This window comes from Thermococcus sp. CX2 (assembly GCF_012027555.1).
GTDB lineage: Archaea > Methanobacteriota_B > Thermococci > Thermococcales > Thermococcaceae > Thermococcus.
In genome coordinates this window covers 100,146-116,708 of sequence record NZ_SNUQ01000001.1, presented here as the reverse complement: position 1 = coordinate 116,708, position 16,563 = coordinate 100,146, and the positions used below count along the sequence as shown (strand labels likewise).

At 50.5% G+C, this 16,563-nt stretch carries 19 protein-coding genes; 16 read left to right on the top strand and 3 right to left on the bottom strand.

Annotated elements, in window-relative coordinates; all coding sequences use genetic code 11:
- Nucleotides 1–18 precede the first annotated feature (18 nt).
- The 16 genes from E3E23_RS00690 (at nucleotide 19) to E3E23_RS00620 (ending at nucleotide 12,147) form a co-directional block, all read left to right on the top strand.
- A complete protein-coding gene (locus tag E3E23_RS00690) occupies nucleotides 19–942 on the top strand; it encodes an integrase (protein ID WP_167905659.1) in 924 nt (307 codons plus the stop codon).
- A 7-nt stretch (nucleotides 943–949) separates the two neighbouring features.
- Entirely contained in the window at nucleotides 950–1,117 is a 168-nt protein-coding gene (locus E3E23_RS10045; protein WP_167905657.1) for a ribbon-helix-helix protein, CopG family, read from the top strand.
- A 222-nt stretch (nucleotides 1,118–1,339) separates the two neighbouring features.
- Nucleotides 1,340–1,516: a hypothetical protein gene (locus E3E23_RS00680; RefSeq protein WP_167905655.1), complete on the top strand. Its 177-nt coding sequence runs from the start codon at nucleotides 1,340–1,342 to the stop codon at nucleotides 1,514–1,516.
- On the top strand, nucleotides 1,513–1,866 hold the full coding sequence (locus E3E23_RS00675) for a hypothetical protein (protein WP_167905653.1): 354 nt from the start codon (nucleotides 1,513–1,515) through the stop codon (nucleotides 1,864–1,866). Before E3E23_RS00680 ends, E3E23_RS00675 begins: the two co-directional genes overlap by 4 nt.
- 3 nt (nucleotides 1,867–1,869) lie before the next feature.
- Nucleotides 1,870–1,998, top strand: coding sequence for a hypothetical protein (locus tag E3E23_RS10040; protein WP_255452934.1), 129 nt, complete (start codon nucleotides 1,870–1,872; stop codon nucleotides 1,996–1,998).
- A gap of 188 nt (nucleotides 1,999–2,186) precedes the next feature.
- A complete protein-coding gene (locus E3E23_RS00670; protein WP_240920706.1) occupies nucleotides 2,187–4,022 on the top strand; it encodes a carboxypeptidase-like regulatory domain-containing protein in 1,836 nt (611 codons plus the stop codon).
- Nucleotides 4,023–4,026: 4 nt separating this feature from the next.
- Nucleotides 4,027–6,237, top strand: coding sequence for a glycine zipper domain-containing protein (locus E3E23_RS00665; RefSeq protein ID WP_167905651.1), 2,211 nt, complete (start codon nucleotides 4,027–4,029; stop codon nucleotides 6,235–6,237).
- Nucleotides 6,238–6,248: 11 nt separating this feature from the next.
- A complete protein-coding gene (locus E3E23_RS00660; protein WP_167905649.1) occupies nucleotides 6,249–6,785 on the top strand; it encodes a hypothetical protein in 537 nt (178 codons plus the stop codon).
- Nucleotides 6,786–6,796: 11 nt separating this feature from the next.
- Nucleotides 6,797–7,132: a hypothetical protein gene (locus tag E3E23_RS00655; RefSeq protein ID WP_167905647.1), complete on the top strand. Its 336-nt coding sequence runs from the start codon at nucleotides 6,797–6,799 to the stop codon at nucleotides 7,130–7,132.
- Nucleotides 7,132–7,365, top strand: coding sequence for a t26-9p (locus tag E3E23_RS00650; RefSeq protein WP_167905645.1), 234 nt, complete (start codon nucleotides 7,132–7,134; stop codon nucleotides 7,363–7,365). Before E3E23_RS00655 ends, E3E23_RS00650 begins: the two co-directional genes overlap by 1 nt.
- A gap of 3 nt (nucleotides 7,366–7,368) precedes the next feature.
- The gene (locus E3E23_RS00645) at nucleotides 7,369–8,181 is read left to right on the top strand and encodes a hypothetical protein (RefSeq protein WP_167905643.1); all 813 of its coding nucleotides are present in this window, start codon (nucleotides 7,369–7,371) and stop codon (nucleotides 8,179–8,181) included.
- 71 nt (nucleotides 8,182–8,252) lie between these two features.
- Entirely contained in the window at nucleotides 8,253–8,678 is a 426-nt protein-coding gene (locus tag E3E23_RS00640; RefSeq protein WP_371807507.1) for a hypothetical protein, read from the top strand.
- Nucleotides 8,679–8,688: 10 nt separating this feature from the next.
- The gene (locus E3E23_RS00635; RefSeq protein ID WP_167905641.1) at nucleotides 8,689–9,486 is read left to right on the top strand and encodes a hypothetical protein; all 798 of its coding nucleotides are present in this window, start codon (nucleotides 8,689–8,691) and stop codon (nucleotides 9,484–9,486) included.
- A 156-nt stretch (nucleotides 9,487–9,642) separates the two neighbouring features.
- Complete coding sequence (locus tag E3E23_RS00630; protein WP_167905639.1) at nucleotides 9,643–11,100, top strand: ATP-binding protein; 1,458 nt, start codon at nucleotides 9,643–9,645, stop codon at nucleotides 11,098–11,100.
- A gap of 4 nt (nucleotides 11,101–11,104) precedes the next feature.
- Nucleotides 11,105–11,869, top strand: coding sequence for a hypothetical protein (locus tag E3E23_RS00625; protein WP_167905637.1), 765 nt, complete (start codon nucleotides 11,105–11,107; stop codon nucleotides 11,867–11,869).
- Nucleotides 11,870–11,874: 5 nt separating this feature from the next.
- A complete protein-coding gene (locus tag E3E23_RS00620) occupies nucleotides 11,875–12,147 on the top strand; it encodes a hypothetical protein (RefSeq protein WP_167905635.1) in 273 nt (90 codons plus the stop codon).
- Nucleotides 12,148–12,157: 10 nt separating this feature from the next.
- On the opposite strand, the gene E3E23_RS00615 is transcribed toward E3E23_RS00620, so the two are convergent.
- From E3E23_RS00615 to E3E23_RS00600, 3 genes are read right to left on the bottom strand one after another with little or no spacing between them, the layout of a single operon-like run.
- Nucleotides 12,158–13,798 (bottom strand): McrC family protein, encoded by a 1,641-nt coding sequence (locus tag E3E23_RS00615; protein ID WP_167905633.1) that lies wholly within the window; start codon nucleotides 13,796–13,798, stop codon nucleotides 12,158–12,160.
- The gene (locus E3E23_RS09970) at nucleotides 13,795–16,170 is read right to left on the bottom strand and encodes an AAA family ATPase (RefSeq protein WP_206205585.1); all 2,376 of its coding nucleotides are present in this window, start codon (nucleotides 16,168–16,170) and stop codon (nucleotides 13,795–13,797) included. The genes E3E23_RS00615 and E3E23_RS09970 overlap by 4 nt, the downstream gene beginning before the upstream one ends.
- Nucleotides 16,124–16,531, bottom strand: a complete 408-nt coding sequence (locus E3E23_RS00600; RefSeq protein ID WP_206205584.1) for a nucleotide pyrophosphohydrolase — start codon at nucleotides 16,529–16,531, stop codon at nucleotides 16,124–16,126. The genes E3E23_RS09970 and E3E23_RS00600 overlap by 47 nt, the downstream gene beginning before the upstream one ends.
- Nucleotides 16,532–16,563: the final 32 nt, after the last annotated feature.

The window sequence follows — 16,563 nt, the reverse complement described above, 5'->3', positions numbered from 1 at the left end:
ATTGAGGATGCCGTTTTGATGAGGCTTTCAATTGAGGAATGGCCTGAGAAGTGGGAAGGATGGTTGTGGAGCCGGGAGCGGGATTTGAACCCGCGACCTGCGGATTACGAGCTTGTCATCGGGTTTAAAACGCTAAATGAAGTTTGGAGCCATGAGAAAAAGGCTTTCCGGGAATGGCTTTCACTTAAAATAGGCAGAGAGCGCACAGTGAAGGACTATTATAACGCGCTGGAGACGATGTTCAAGAAGTATAACGTGAGCTTCGATAAGAAGAGCATCAAAAAGACTATTGACGCACTTGAGAACAAAAAGCGGTACGTCTATGGGCTGAAGAACTTTCTAAAATTCCTCGCAGAGCGAGAAATCATCAATGAAGACTTCTCAAAAATGCTTCAGGAGGCAGCTAAAGCAAAGCGCAGCGGTGTTCGCGAGGAGTATCTCGCTGATAACGAAATCAGAGAAGCATGGAAGCATGTTCAACAGAGGAGGGAGGAAGCGCAGCTTCTTTTCAAGCTAATGGTCTTCTCTGGCATTCGGCTTGCTCAACTAATTCGCCTGCTAGAGACGTTTGAGCCTTCAAAACTGCAGTTTCCTCTGGAAGGAATAGCCAGATATCCTCTCAAGGAGCTTTCAAGGGGCAAGAAAAAGGGCTTTTGGGCATACATGCCCGCGGAGCTGGCAAATGAGCTCAAAAGAATCCGCACAAAAGAGACAACAGCATGGAAATGGGTTCGTTATGGCCGCGTTTCTGCTAGCACCATCAGGAAATGGCACTATACCTTCCTCATAAGGCAAGGAGTTCCAGCCGACATTGCCGATTTCATCCAGGGCCGTGAGGCTGAGACCATTGGAGCGCGACACTACCTGAATAAGACTCTCCTCGCAGATGAGTGGTATTCTGCGGTTGTGGATGAGTTGAAGAAGGTGTTGGAGAGGAGGTGAGCGGAGGATGGCCCGTCCTAAGTTGAATGATTCTGGTGCTTTTGTCTGGTCTGTTAGCATCGATAAGGAGACGCATAGGATGATCAAGAAGCTCGCAAAGGAGACGGGAGTGAACAACCAGTCAGCAGTAGTTAGGATGGCAATTAGAGAGCTCTACAAGAAAATCATCGGATAAATTCTGCATTTTTTATTTAATCTTTAGCTAAGCATTCCTTAGCGCTTTTCTAATATTCTTAAATATCCTCGCCGTACTCTCTATTTTAGGTTACCTTGGGCCTTCCTCCGCTCAAATCAGTTCTCTAATCAGGTTCACAGGAGGCCGAGCCCGAACTCCGAGGGCACCGATGAGATGGGAGGAGGGCGATGAGGCCCGGTAATCGCTTCCGGAGGCGGTAGTATGGACACGCTGGAGGGTATTGCTCGGGAGATTGAGTTCTATGACAGGTACATGGAGAAGCTTCGCAGGCAGATTGACGCGGCACAGCGTGAACTCGCGAGGATTTCGAGACTGAAACAGCAGAAGGTCATGGAGCTAGCCCGGCTCAAAAAAGCACGGAGGGTGACAGCAGTATGAAGCCGCGCAGCCTCGCTCAACTGATTCTCTTCATCATCGTCGTCGCCATGTGGCTGAAGTTCGCCTGGCCCATGATGACGAAGGAGAGCCTGGCAATCGGCGCCATTGGTGGCCTTCTGGTTCATTGGGCGCTGACGAACAAGGGCTCAAAGGCAGTCGCCCTCATCGAGCCGCTCACTTCGGGCTGGAGGGTCCTTCTCTATGACATGATGCTCGTGGCCTTCCTCGCGGCGTTGATTCAGCAAAACGGCAGCGCTGTTCTGGAGGTTCTAATGGATCTGAACGAGAAAACTGCGGTTCTGGCTTCTCTGGTCGGCGCTATCATCGTGGACTACTCGGTGGGAGGCTGAGCGATGGACGTTCTGCTCATTCCGCGCCTGGCCATCGCGGCTGCGTTCGGCCTTGTCCTGGCATATCTCGCGTATGACGCGCTCTCGGCCTGGTGGTGGGCGCGGGAGCACTCAAGGAGGTGGGTGAAGTGAAAAGAGTCGGAGTTCTGCTCGCTCTGTTGGTGTTTTTCAGCACTTTGATTGTAGTAACGGATACGGTTAGTGCAGGACTCAGCGACTATCATGGTTTCTTTTACATTATGTCCTGGAGTGACAGCCCTCTTCAATACATTCAAGATGTTGCAAATGCGACAGGTGCAACAGTTGAGGATGCTGATACTTTGAAATTGAAAGAAAAGACAGTAACGATTGGAGGCACAAGCTTTACAGTGAGATACTACGCTGATTTCACAGAGACGAGCGTTATTATCTACTCTGACTACGAATATGGACTTTTTGTAACTGACACAGAGACAACAACAATGCTTGAGAGCCTCAAAAATCAGATATCCTCAGTCCTGATGGGTCAAAAAGGTTTGGCGATAACTCATCAAGGACTTTATACTGACATGGAGGTTCAGGGTAATTATGTTAATATCAAGTTCTTTGATGATGGAACTAATGATCATGGGTATCCCACGACTGGCACAGTTCACACATTAGACTTTATCTTCTTTAACTCATGGTCAGACGGTGACGATGGCACAGTTCAGCCGTGGGGCAAGATCGAGAAGGACGGCATACAGTTGTGGTATGCGGCATATAAGACTCCTGAAACGAGTAGCCATATCTACAGAGAGTCTGGTCTATTCATTGGGGCTGGAGATTATGCTGTGACGGTCGATGGAAATTATCCATACAGCGGTATTTGTGTTATGGTGGTCTATACTTCAGACCAGCCGGAAGGGGTACAGAGTTACGAACTTTCTAAGCCCTATCTGGTGACTTTTCACTTCAAGGATGCTTTGACGGGTCAGAGCCTTTCAGGAGTGACTGTGAAAGAAGGCAACTCTGTTTTGGGCACTTTTAATGACAGTAACACACTCGCGCTGATAGTTGGCAATCACACGCTGACCTTCGAGAAAACGGGTTACTGGAGCGTCACCAAAACCATTGATGTCCAGGATGACATGATCGTTTCAGTCGAACTCTACCCCTCCAGTGCGGCCTTCCGCTTTGAGAACTTCCCCACTGACATCACGATTCCCGAGAACACGATTTACGAGCTCACCTTCACCCTGAGTCCGATTGATACTTCCGCGACCTACAACACTTACCTCTCATTAAGCGGCCTCTCTGACATCATAGAAGTCAGAAAAGCCGGCTCTCTCGTCAGTCCTGAGAACGGGAAGTATTACCTCGGCGACATCTCCTCGCCCGTCCAGGTCAGCATCAAGTTCAAGGCCGGAGCGGTCGGCACTCACGGTTTCACTCTCACCCTCACCTCGAACGACGCCATTATGAGCAAGACCTACACGACGACGAAGACCGTCACCTACACTGTCGAGCCGCTCCCGTTCAGCGTCCAGATGCCAAGCGAGTGGCAGGTGGGCACGAACGAGCTTCGCATCTCGGAAAGCAGTGGGCAGAGCTACCTAATCACCGCGGTTCTCAAGGACAGCCAGGGCAACGAGGTCTGGTCTGACAGCTACGCCTTCTCGCCCTACGAGGCGCACACCTTCCAGATCAATGTTCCAGCTGAGGGCTCCTACACGCTCGAACTCACCTGGAACGGCCAGACGGCAGTCTATGACATCACCGTGAACCCTGCCATTACCCTCGTTACCAAGACCTTTACCGTCTCCGAGGGCGGCGAGGGAGTCATCACGCTCCACTTCAAGAACCCGAGCTCCAGCGTGCAGTACTACACCATCAAAGTGAGTGGCGGCTTCTTGCCGGTCGAGATAAACCAGAGCATCAGCGTTGCTCCATTGACTGAAAAGGACGTTTCAATAGCCTTCGCCGTGCCGGAAGACCTGACTTACGACGCCTACGAGCTCCAGGTGCAGGTTCTCCAGGGTGATGCAGTCGTCTTCAGCGATAAGGTTGCCGTAAGCATCGGAGATTCTGGAGGATTCACGCTCTTCGGCGGCGGTAGCAGTGGAAGCACCTGGCTCTGGATTGCCGGAGGGCTTCTCGTCGTGGGTCTTGGGGTTTGGGCACTGAGAAGGAGGTGAGGTAATGAAGCCCTTCTTTTCTAGATTTTTCAAGAAGCGCGAGGATGAGGAAGAGGAGGAGAAAAAGAAGTCACACAGGCGGGAGCGGAGAAATCGCTTGGCTGGAGCCCTCATACTCATGATACTCCTTGCTGGCATCATTGCAGAGCCGGTAGCAGCGTTTTCGTTTCCAACGCCGCAGTGGGGTTGGTGGAATGAGCTGAAATCAAATGTCCTCGGCGGTGCAGTAGGCGCTCTGGCTGGAGCAAAAGTCGGAGCCTCAATAGGTGCAATGGTCGGTGGCCCCGTTGGTGCCTTGGTAGGTGCCGGAATTGGAGCGCTGGTAGGATATATTGCAGGCGCTCATATTGAACAGAGTATCAAAGACGAAGTAGGATCGTACATTCCGGATTTAGCAAAAACACTCTTTGGAATTCCTGACAATGGAGGGGTGCCCTCTGTCAACTTCCAGACGACAAAGAACGTGACGAAGGAAGAATTTGAGAACAACCTACCAATGCTCAACGCTCTTGCTCAGAATCTGACAGAGCAGGCTGATCAAGTTGCGTATCAGGACATGCAAATCCTGCTTGCCAAGCTGAAGAGCGACATCATAGATTATGACTACCAGGAAGGTGGAGATTCTGGCGAGTTCGCCAACGTTCACCTCAAGGGGCCTGAGAGCATCTACGGCTTTTCGGCCTTCCCGATTGAGTTCCAGCTGAGCCCCCGCGGAAACACGCAGGTGAAAGACCCGATCTGTATCACAAACGTCAAAATCTATGCCAAGGACACCACGACTGGCGATATCTTTTGGACGAGAACCTGGAGCTACCAGCCTGGCTACCTCTGTGGGGAAGAAGGAACAGTCTGGACTTTTGATACAATCCTCAAGGGCTACGACCCAAACATCGCGCTCGTTCAGAAAGTACTCTCTGGCCAAGCTACCGAAGAGGACATTCAGCGGCTCTTTGGATCCAAGCCCAACGAGTTTGAGATTATCGTCGAAGTCCAAGGCTATCGTGAGATATACTATCTCGGAGCCGGTGGCGAGTGGATCTTTGACCACACCGAGAACATAGACGCGACTTGGAGCTCTCTAAGCGCCTACCGCCACATTGGTGGTGGAACCTACCCGCTTTCAGGCTTCAAAGGTACGCTTCCGATCCACTTCAAGGATGCTCCCGAAGCTAGTGAGTACACCAGGTACTTGGTCACCGTCGCCGGTTCAAGCTCAAATCTCGTTCCAGTAGTTTACGCGAACCCACTCCACATTCTGAACGCCACCAGTACGTATAAGTTCATCGTTCGTGGCAATCCTGGCTACTTTAACCCACTGAACCCACAGATAATCGATGATGCAAGAATCGTCGTCTACCGCGTGCTCAAGAACGGAAATTGGGAGCTTGCCGCAGCTGTCCCACTCGAGGGAATGACCTCGCTCGGCGATATTTCACAAGTCGGAAAGATCTTGCAGGCATCAGTCACATACCACGCCGACAGCGAAACCGTCGCCTACCGCGTCTTCCTCGGAGTTCTAGCCGATGTGGTGAGAGATGACAACACCACAATTCCAGTCTGGATACTCGTCGAGCCGGCCATCGCGACCGTTGACCCGACCAGAGACGTCGTTATGGACGAGTACATCACCGAAATCGGCGACATTGTCGGAGACAACGTCATCACCGCAGCCGAGGCTGAAAAGCTCACCAGCATGGCGCAGGCTATGATAGACTCACTCAAGACCAAGATCCACACCGCAGAAGTCTGGAAGGCGAAAGGCGAAGCTGAGAACAAAGAAGACGTCGTCAACTACGCGCAGAAGGCCATCGACCATTACAACGAGGCTATCAAGTACGCCGAGAAGCCGAAGGACGTCGACGACACCAGCACACTCCTCCGCTATGCTGAGATCGTCAAGGAAGAGGAAGCGATAGGTGACTACTACCTCCAGGCGGCACAGGAGGCCTATTACGGGCAGACCGAGCAGGCCAAGGCCCTCGAGAGCAACGCCAAGAGCCTCGAGGAGCTCGTTGATGAGTATAAAGGTGGACTTAGCACCTTCTTGCCAGACCTGAGCGACTGGAAGAGTGTGCTCTGGTTTGTTCTCAAGATAGTCATCGCCATTGCGGGAATCTACCTCGCCAAGAAGCTGTTTGGAACGGTTGGAGCACTCATCGCGGCCGGCCTTGCCTTCGTATTCCTGGTTGGCCCGATGTTCGGAATATACCTCTGAGGTGGTGAAAGATGGGAGATACAAAAGGTTTGAAGCTCGGGCAGTGGGGCCTCAAGACGGCCCTCGCCTCGGCCTTTCTTGGGGCCCTGCTCTGGTATGGGGCAGAGAAGAGCGTTACAGTAGCACAGATAAACGTTGCACTGGCCAGTGTGCCCCTAGCCTTCGTTGCCCTGATAGAGATCTTCGATAAGGTTGCTGACAAGAACGACTACTATAACAAGCTCTACGCTACGTTTGGAGCAAAGAAGAGCCGTGCAGGAGCTATACTCACCAGCCTGCTTTTCGCGGCCCTTGGAATGTTTGTCGTCATTTGGGCGCTGACGGGCACGATAACGATGAACATCGGCACGATAGGGCCGGAAAACATCTTCGTCGCAGGGCTCATCAGCCTCTACATCTTCGCGCCCGAAACGGGCGACGACGAGCTTCTACTTTGGACCTGGATTGGAGCAACCATCGCTACAAAGGGACAGTACCTCGTCCTGGTCCCGCAGATGTGGGGCTTTGACTTGAGCATGCTCGTGAGAACCCTGATTCCAGCACTCTGAGGTGGCCCACAATGCTCGGCAGGGTTGCAGCAGCTCTCATCGCCTTCATCCTCTGTGTTTTCCACTGGCAGGACACCATCATCGCAGTAGGCCAGCTCCTTGGGCTTTCAGGATTTTGGGCCCTCTACATCCCCTCGGCCCTCATCGGGCTTTCAGTCTACAGGATCGCCGACATGGACAGTTGGGGCCTGTGGGACGCGGCCAGCTTCCTCGTCATCGGCAGCATCATCATGCTCGCAATGACTTCAGACCCTGAAGCGACCGCCTACGAGCTTGTGAAGGGCGTCGTTTCGTTCAGCGTTGCGGCCATCCTTGGAGCTCTTGCCCTCCGCGGAGGTGGGCGCTGATGGATGTGAACGATGCAATCAACCAGCTCCAAAGCCTCGCAGGAAGCCACCCGTACATCGCTCTGGCCCTCATACTGTTCCTCATCGGTGCGCTGGTCAGGGGCAAGGTAGCGCTGATATTCTACGCTCTCGGCGGTCTGGCACTCCTCAAGTCATTCGGGCTAGTTGACACTTTCTTTTCTTTCCTGAAGGAAGTTCCTTCCCTCATCGAAAGCGCACTCGGAGGTGTTTGAAGAATGAGAAAGAAGGAGAAAAGGTGGATAACAATCGGCCTGATAGTGCTCTTCGCGGCCATAGCCTGGTGGGCCTACAACGGCGGCTTCGGCAGCGGCGGCTTCATTGACCTGAGCAACACCCTTAGCGGCGACAACACCAGCACCACTGAAACCTACCAGCTCGCCATAGCCGACCTTTCGGCGGCTGTTGACCAGGCAACCGGCCACGTGTTCGTGACTTTCAGCCTGACCAACGCCGAGCACTTCAACATCAGCAGCGTCGAGGTCCTCTACGCGCTCAACGTCGCCGACCCGAACAACGCCACCTACACCGCCCTGAACGCCACCGCCGAGAACGGCACCTACAAGGCCGAGATTCCGTCAAAGTTCGGCGACCTCGTCTACTACAAGGTCAAGGTCACTTACGACGGCGATAAGGTCCTCGAGAGCGAGGTGCAGAGCATAACCGTCACCGACACCACCGCGCCGACCATCAACAGCATCAGCATTGACTACAACAGCACGACCCTGACCTTCGCAATCAGCTTCGATGCCACTGACAACGACCAGATAGCCAAGTACTACGTCTATTGGGCCGACCTCGGCACTTCCAACACCGTGAGCAACACTACCGCCTTCACTCCAGTCGAAGCAACCACCCTGCCAATCACCATAGCCAACCTCACCGAGGGCAACTACTACGCGTTCTACTTCAAGGTCGAGGACCTGAGCGGCAACATAGCGACCCTCTACAACGAGACGGCTCCGCTCATCATCCAGGTCAACGCGAGCGCGACCTGGCCAGTTGTAGTTCCTGAGCAGAGCTCGAGCTGAGGTGGGCTGAAATGATGCCCACCTACCGCGCCTCTCCATCTTTTTCAAAAGTGATATTACGCCTGTTCGCAGTGGTTAGCCTAATTTTTTTGCTCCATTTCAGCTATTCGACGTTCGTCGAGCACGACCCGCTGAAAGAAAGACTGTATGAGCTCGGCTATCCAACAGAGGGCTACATCTTCACCAACGCCACGGTGAGGTGGGCTGACGGACATTTGACAATCTTCCAGGGCGCTTACGTCGAAGACTATCCAATCACCGCCGAGCAGGCGTACGAGATTGTGAGAAATTACCTCGCCGACTACAACCAGAAGCTGAAACAGTACGACATGAAAATCGAGCCGAAAAAAGAGAGTCTCGCGGAAAAGGAGGAGAACAACAACCTGTATTGGGTCTTCGAAGTCTACATCCACAAGGGCTCGACCGAGATTTTTGCGGGCTTCGCCTACGTGAACAGAAAGACAGGCACGGTGAAGATGAAAGGCCTTCTGGACTGAGGTGAGCGAGATGAAGAAGTTCACAATCCCGTTTATCATACTAGTATATATAGGACTAAGCGGGCTCGTTGGGGCCATCTACACCTGGACCGGAACGGCCGACGTGGGCTCCCACATCTACGTGAACGACCTCGTTCTCACTGTGGATCAGGACAACGTAACCAAAGAGCTCGCCCTCATAATAGAGAAGAACGGTCAGCTCCTCGGCCTGCTCAAAGCCGGTGAGAGTGGCGAGTTTGAAGGGCTGAGCATCAGCTTCAAGGAGTTCAACGGCTACGGCATCATCAGCATCCAGAGCGAGGAATTCTTCGCCGTTTCCATCACCTCTTCCAGCGAGCTCGAGCAGCTCCAGCAGGAGAACACGGCCCTGAGGGCCGAGAACGAGAAGCTGAAAGAACAGGTCCAGCAGCTCGAGGGACAGGTTCAGAAGCTCAAGAGCGAGAACACACAGCTGAAAGAGAAGCTCTCAAGCCAGCCCGACGTGCAGAGCCTCCAGACCCAAATTACGAACCTCACCAAAGAGAACCGCGAGCTCAAAGCGCAGATTGCGAACCTGACAAACAAAGTGAACCAGCTCAAAGCTGAGAATGAGTTTCTAAGCCAGCAGAACGAAGAGTACAGGACTATGATTCAGAATCTTCTCAAGGAGACAGCACAGGGGAGCGAGCAGGACTACATTGAGCAGGCAAAGAAAGAGCGCCTCATCGGTTCTGTCATCATCAAAGCGCTGATCTTCAGCCTTGCAGTTGTGGGGCTGATTGGATACGGTCTGTACCGGAAAAAGAGGAGTTGGGAGTATCCGCTATAATGTCCGCTCCGAGGAGGAGTGGGCAGTAAGGGGGTGTTAACTGCACACGGAGGAAAACGCTTCATTGGGAGAATAAAGCCGTCTAAGGCTCCCTAAGAAAATGTGCAGTGGGGGCCTAATTTTTGTTAAGAATAAACGACACGGAGGTTTGGGATAGTGGAAAGTACACTCTCAAACTGGTGGGTTCCCGATGACTTCCTCGCTCGCCTACGGAAAAGGGTCAGTCCGGAAAAGCTGGCCCAATACGGCATGAACGACATACGCCAAGCCTACTATGGCCCTTACCTAGGCTTGAGGCTCGACGACGGCAGCAGAGCGCCGCAGTTCCTCCCCTACAAGGCAGGCTTTGCCAACCACATCCTATTCCTCGGCAGGAGCGGCTACGGAAAGACCAGCATCATGAGGGCCCTTGCCGAGGGGCTCTACGACTACTTCTACCTGAACGGCAGAAAGGCCCTCATCATAGTCATTGAGGCTAAATACGACAAGCCAAAAGTCCAGAAGCTCAAAGAGTTCAGGAACTACATCGTCGACCACTTCGGCTACGACTACCTCCAGGAAAACTATCCCTGGCTTGAGAGTTACCTCCAGGACTACTACAGGCGGAGACCACTCCTCGGCAAGATTGGAGACTTCGCCTTCGGCTGGCCCAACGTTGAGGGCATGATGACCAAGGTCGATGCAAACCACAACCAGTTCCAGAGACACCGGCTCAAGCCGGCGATCTACCCCTCCACCAGGATAGTCTTCCGGCCCACGAGGGACCTAAGCCTCATAGCCAGGGACAACGGTATGAACGTCCAAGTGGTCGAGGGGAAGCTCAGCTACGACCGCCTCGAGGTGAAGGACCTTATCAAGTTCATGTACGTGAACACTCAGACCAACTACATGCGCCTCCTCGACATCTATTGGGGCCAGAAGAGAATCAGAGACCCCGATCGCTTCTTGAGGGAAGTCATCAGGAACGAGTACCCACCGAGGCCGGGTGAGACCGTTGAAGACGTACTGAAGAACTCCCGCGACAGGACAATCGCCAACCTGAGGACCCTCATGACCAAGCTGAAGAGCGACAGGCTCTTCACGAGCGACCCGAAAGAAGAGTTCGTCAGGAAGCTCACACCGGACAGGATCAACGTCATCGACTTCTCCGCGAACTCGCACCTGAGCGAGGAAGAAGAAGCCATCATCTTCCACAACCTCGTGAGCTATGTTACTGATGAGTTCCTCCTCAAGTGGGACATTCCAGTAATCATCATAGCAGACGAGATCCAGAACCTCGCGAGGCACATGCTCGGCCTGATGGCCATTAACAAGATATACCGAGAAGGCCGCTCCCTTGAGATCTCCTTGATTTCTGGCACCCAATACCTCTCGGGCCTGAGCAAGGACCTCGTTAGGGGGGCGACCCACATCGGCATAGTGGGCAGGCTGGCCTCGGAGAAAGACGCCGAGCTCTTGGAAGAGATACTTGACGAGCGCTTTGACAACGGCCGGAAACCTCGCTCCCTCGAGGAGCTGTTTAGAATCAGAAAAGCCCGGCGCGGGAAGGGCAAGTTCTCGATAGATTGCGAATATACGTTTAGCATTGAGTATCGCGTTCCCAAAACCCTGTGAGGTGATGGAAATGGGGCTGTTTGATAGGTTTAGGAGGAAAAAGAAGAAGCAGAGGGTGAAAGTCCAGATCGGGGCCCTCGACCAAGTTGAGGTCATCCCACTCGAGGAGGACGAGAGAGGGAGCGTTTATGATGAAGTCCAGAAGGCCGTCGTCCAGCGGCTCGAAGAGCAGAGGAGGCTCAACGAGCAGCTCGCCCAAATCTACAACCTCGACCAGAAAGTCATCGTATGGTTCGATGGCAAAGAGCCGAGGCCCAAGGGCTACCCCATAGCCATGCGCAAGGACCTCGACGAGTACGTCATACTCTACCAGGTCCGCCCACCCGACTGGCTCGACAGCATCTGGTACTCCCTCGGAAGGATATTCGGCAAGAAGCCACCGCAGAAGCTCATTAGAGTCCACGAAAGCCAAGTCTGGTTCGGCAGGGAGATGATACTCATCCACGCCAGCGCCTTCGAAGTCAACCACATCGGCGAGGAGATCGCCCTGCCGCTTGAGAGGGACGTCCTGAGAGTCGAGCTCTGGAAGGAGATGAAGGCCTCCCGCGACGCCTGGAGGGCTGCATACATGAACCTCGCTAGGCAGGTGGCAAAGGCTACCGACCTAGCGCTGAAGATCAACCCCAACGCAAAGCTCTACAACAAGACCAAGATGGACCTCTACGACAGGAGCGGGAAGAGGAAGATCGCCAGCATAGACGACGCGAGCGGCTTAACGTGGGGCGGCCTGCTCAAGAAGTCCGACTTTGAGACAGAGTTTGAGGAGTGATAAACATGGAGAACGTCGAGGAGGTCTTTGGTCCGGTAGGTGTCCCAATCCCCGACAAGAGGGAAGACAACAGCCCCAAGAAGAGCGCGCAGGCCTCAAAGGACGACCTCAAGAAGGTCATCAACACGGAGATCTACAACAACATGAGGTTCTACATGAAGATGCTCTACGAGAACGCGGCCACGGAAACCGACGTCATTCTCCTCAAAGCCCTTTGGAGGGAGATAAAAAGGATGATGAGGATAAACGGGATTGAGGTTGAGGACAAAGGGGAATAACACAAGTACCCTACTGGTTTTCTAAGACTCGGAGAAGGGCTTCTAGCCTCTTTTTGATCTCTTCTAAAATCTTACGTTTAGATTCCGGTTCTGTCACGTAGTCCAGTGTATTTATCAGGCGGAGAATTGCATATGCTCCGTCCAGGGTCACATAGCCTTCGTCTGGAGAACCGACCTTCGCCGATAGTTTAGACCATAGCATAGGGTACTCCTTTAAGAGCTTGTCATAGTGTTTGGTCAAAATTGAAGGCATTTCCCCATCGTTTTTCTCTCTTAGAGACCTGATGCTGTCTTCAATCTTTTGAATGGTCTCCTTGATCTCGTCTTTTAGAGCATTGACCAGTTGGTTCTGTTTCTCCTTTCTGTTTAGTAGCGTATGTAAGCTAGTTTTTATTTCCTCTGGCAGGAAAACGTCACCTTTATGGCTAGCGATCTCGGAGAGGTCAAATGGTAGGACAACCACTCTATGGCCGTCGAAAAATTCGAGCTCTTGCTTTGTTAACTTCTCGTTAAAGTCTCTCCGCTTGGGGTAAATGAGGACGACGTCAGTGTCAGCCAGTCTAGAATACGCGTAGACCTGGTATACGTCCCTGCTTTCAACTAGCGTTTTCTCTAAAATTTTCTTGTATTTAACTTCGACCAAAAGCCGTATTCTGCCGTCCCTCTTTATCACGACGTCAGGCACTACCTCTTTGCTACTGTTCTTTATCAGCTCACCAATCCCTGCCTCCTCGACCACATACTGTGGGGACAACTCCCGTCGGATAGCCTCTTCTATATATCTCTGGAAGAGGGTGTTCATGTCTACAAAGAACCCGAACGGTGCGCCTGTGCCAGAAATCCCTCCTAGGCCGAACAGGACAATGACTGCGAGGGTAAAGGGAACCTTAAACCGCTCGTTGAGCCGGGTGAAGTGTACTCTCTCAATATGAGAGCGCAGTATCCTTTTTGGAGTAACATCAACAAATAGTGAGGCCAACTGGCCCAATAGTTTCTTGTTAACGTGCAGACGGGTCTTTTTTAGCGCTACTACCGTAGCCGCATAGAATATCTGGTTTAGGAGGTTATCCTCGGTGAAGTCGTAGTACTCCACGCTGAAAGTGTGCCTCTGGTGGGGCAGTTTCGTAATCTGTCGGCTGAGCAAGAGTTTCCCTCTGAGATAAGTCTCTTCACTTTGGACTTCAACGTATTCACGGTAGTATCCCCTCTTAATTTCATCCAGAAGCGTCTTCCCGAATAGGTAGATAAAAGCCTCATGTAGGCCGTTTTGGACGCCAATCTGTGCGACTTTCATTAGCTCCCTTTCTTTAAGCCTATGGACTCGGAGCCCATAGGCTATGTCCAGCATTTTTAAGAATGTTATAGTGGCCTCTGTCCTTTTCTCCTCATCTGGCTCTAGCTCGTTCCTGTAGATTTTGGGCAGCACCTGGATCAGATGACCCCTTAGTAGTGCAAAGCCGACATAGCTTGTTGCCTGTAAGTAGTCCTTGTAGAGGATAAAAACTCCCCTATCCTCGTTTTTAGAGTACCTTTTGTTTAGCTCCCGTATCAAAGGGATTAAGCGTTCATCTGGAAGTACCTTTCCATTGCAGGTATCCTTTTTGTGAGGATAACATATCTTCTCGTGTTCAAAGAATGGTGGGATGTTCATTCGCCCTCCCCTTCCTGACTTGTAGTGTCTTTTCTGCCCGCTAGAGTCTGGAAGGCTCTGATGAACTTCCCCCTATTTTGGTATATGTCACTAACATAAAATGCATTGTCTTGGATTTTGTGTCTCAATTCAGTAAACTCAGGTATAATCTCACTATATAGGGTTTCCTCATCGTCGTAGAAGTACTCTTGGAGCAGTGGTATTATTTCGTGGTACCAGACAAACCATAGATCTTCCAGGTCTCTGACTTTCAGGAAATACGTGTGCCCAATCCTATGGTCCCTGTCTTTGTACTCGACAATGCGGCTGTTCAGCCTTTCTAAAGCGTCCTTAAGGACTTCGTCGTCCCCCAATTCATTGAATAGCCTCTCTATTGAGGCTTGCATCTCTTTAAACTTCCCCTCTGGAACAGAGTTCTTCCAGAACTTTAGGAGGTTCTCTTTGGTCAAGAGGCCGGGATCTGGTTCAAACTCATAGAACGCGAAGCGCCTCCGCAGTGCCACATCGAGCAGGGCGATACTCCTGTCTGCAGTGTTCATTGTCCCGATGATATATAGGTTCGGTGGTATCCCAAATGGTTCTTCCGAATATGGCAATGTTACTATCAACTCATTCTCTTTCCCAATGCGTTTGTCCATTTCTAGAAGACTTATCAGCTCTCCGAAGATCTTGCTGATATTACCACGGTTTATTTCATCGATTAAAAGGTAAAACTTCGGCGCGTTTTTGAAAAGCTCTCTCCTTTTCCTCCTAGCCTCAGGACTATTCTCAAGTTTCCACTTCTTAAGCATCTCTATGACTTTTTTCTTTATTATCGGATATACATTCTCTTCGTCCATATCGACTTCTTGGGAGATTAAAACTTCCAATTCGGGTTTGTGCTCATAGATGTAAAGCATGAATAAGTAGACATCAATAAAATCAAGGTTTTGAGATCCTACCTGTTTCTCTAGAATATTCCTAAAATAGAACATTACCCTTCTAAAGTCCTCGTAGTACTCTCCGTTAATTCTTTCCTTGATCTCTATGTTCCTAACCAAGTCTATTCCAAGTGCTTTTAAGAAATTCAGAGAGTACCTCACTTTCCCGTTATATATCGGATATTCTTGTGGATTGACAAAACACATGATCTCAGTTATCATGAAAGGACCAATACCTCGTATCTCTTTGTTAAATTCATCAAACCTTTCACTAAGTGGGTCTGCCCCATAGAGTAACTGTTTAAGTAAGTCCCTGATCCTCTTAATGTCGTTATCTTTCAGTATCTTTGACATCGAAGCAGGAGGCTCCGTTAGTAAGCCTTTTAGGATTTCCTCGAAATCCTTTTCTCTCAGATTGTCTATGCTGTTCTTATCTCGTATGCTATTGAACAGTTCCATTTTAGATTTTAACTCTTCTTTTTTATCTGTATATTTTCTTGTTTTTAGAATTTCTTTAAACCTCTCTATTATTTTGTTAAGAACTAATTCAGAGTACTCCTTAGGGGCAAATTCAGCTTTTATGCCTTCCCAAATTGCTAAAATGGCCATCCTCTTGAAAATACCATCCTCTACTCCATAGCTCAACTCTCCTTTATCCGAGGATTTTGGCTTAAATCCCTCGATGAATTCCTCATAACTATAAGACTTGTGGAAAGTCACAAAGCCTATTCTATGAGGCAACTTTGCATTTCTTTTAATGTAATTAAGAGCAAACCATGTTTTTCCGGTTCCAGGGGGGCCGTAGAGTATTATTTGGCCCTTATTGAGGAGCAATATGGTTACAGGTGATTGTGAGAGCAAGAAGTCCACGATTTCCCCAATTTCCCTTTGATAATCTTCTTTTATGATACTACCGGAAATTCCTCTATATTCCAGTACTTCCGGACTCTCTAGGACACTAAGTTCGCGTAGGATCGTTTTCATGCGGTTCATATCCCTAGAGACATAGGCTTGCTTTAACATCTTAAGCTTGTCAGGGGGTATCTCCTCCAACCTTTTGAGGATATCCGGAACAATTGATATCGGGGCAATTTTCAGACGGTATTCCCATTCGGATTTATTATTCCTCTTTGACATGTCCCCTGGCCAGTACAAATCATCTTCCTCAAATTTTTCTTTTATAACCCCTAACATAAAAATCCCACTATACTGCCCCACATATCCCTCTTCATTTTTGTTCGTCTTTAGTAAGACAATATCTCCTACCTTTATCCTGTTGTAATCACCCTTTTTAGTAAACCCCCAAATCACTACTTTTTTGTCAGTTTTCCCACTAATGTTATACTTCCAGTCTATCAGGCTCCAGCTCCAGTGAACCTTTGTTCCTTGGATAATATAAATTTCTTTAATTTCTCCCGCTTGAAGTTTTGAAATAACCTCCTGAGTCTCCATCATCTTTCACCAACTCCGTATATTTCTTATACTTCCCCCTAACAAGCTCAACCGGGTATTTTCTCTCGTTCTTTTCTAGCTTCCTTAATATCGCCTCCTCGAGGTCGACGTCCAACTCATTGGCAAGGAGAAACGTGTAGATAGCCACATCAGCAAGTTCGTCAGCAAGTTGCTCTCTCTTTTCTGGAACTTTAGTGTCTTTGAGTATCTCCTCATCAGACTTCCACTGGAAGTGCTCCAAGAGCTCCCCGACCTCGATCACCAGAGAAATAGCCAAGTTTTTCGGTGTGTGATACTTTTTCCATTCACGTTTGTCCCTGAAGTCAATGATTCTCTGTGTAAGGTCTTTTATAGAAAGCATCGCCGTCCCCGAGGGAGTATTTATCTAACAGG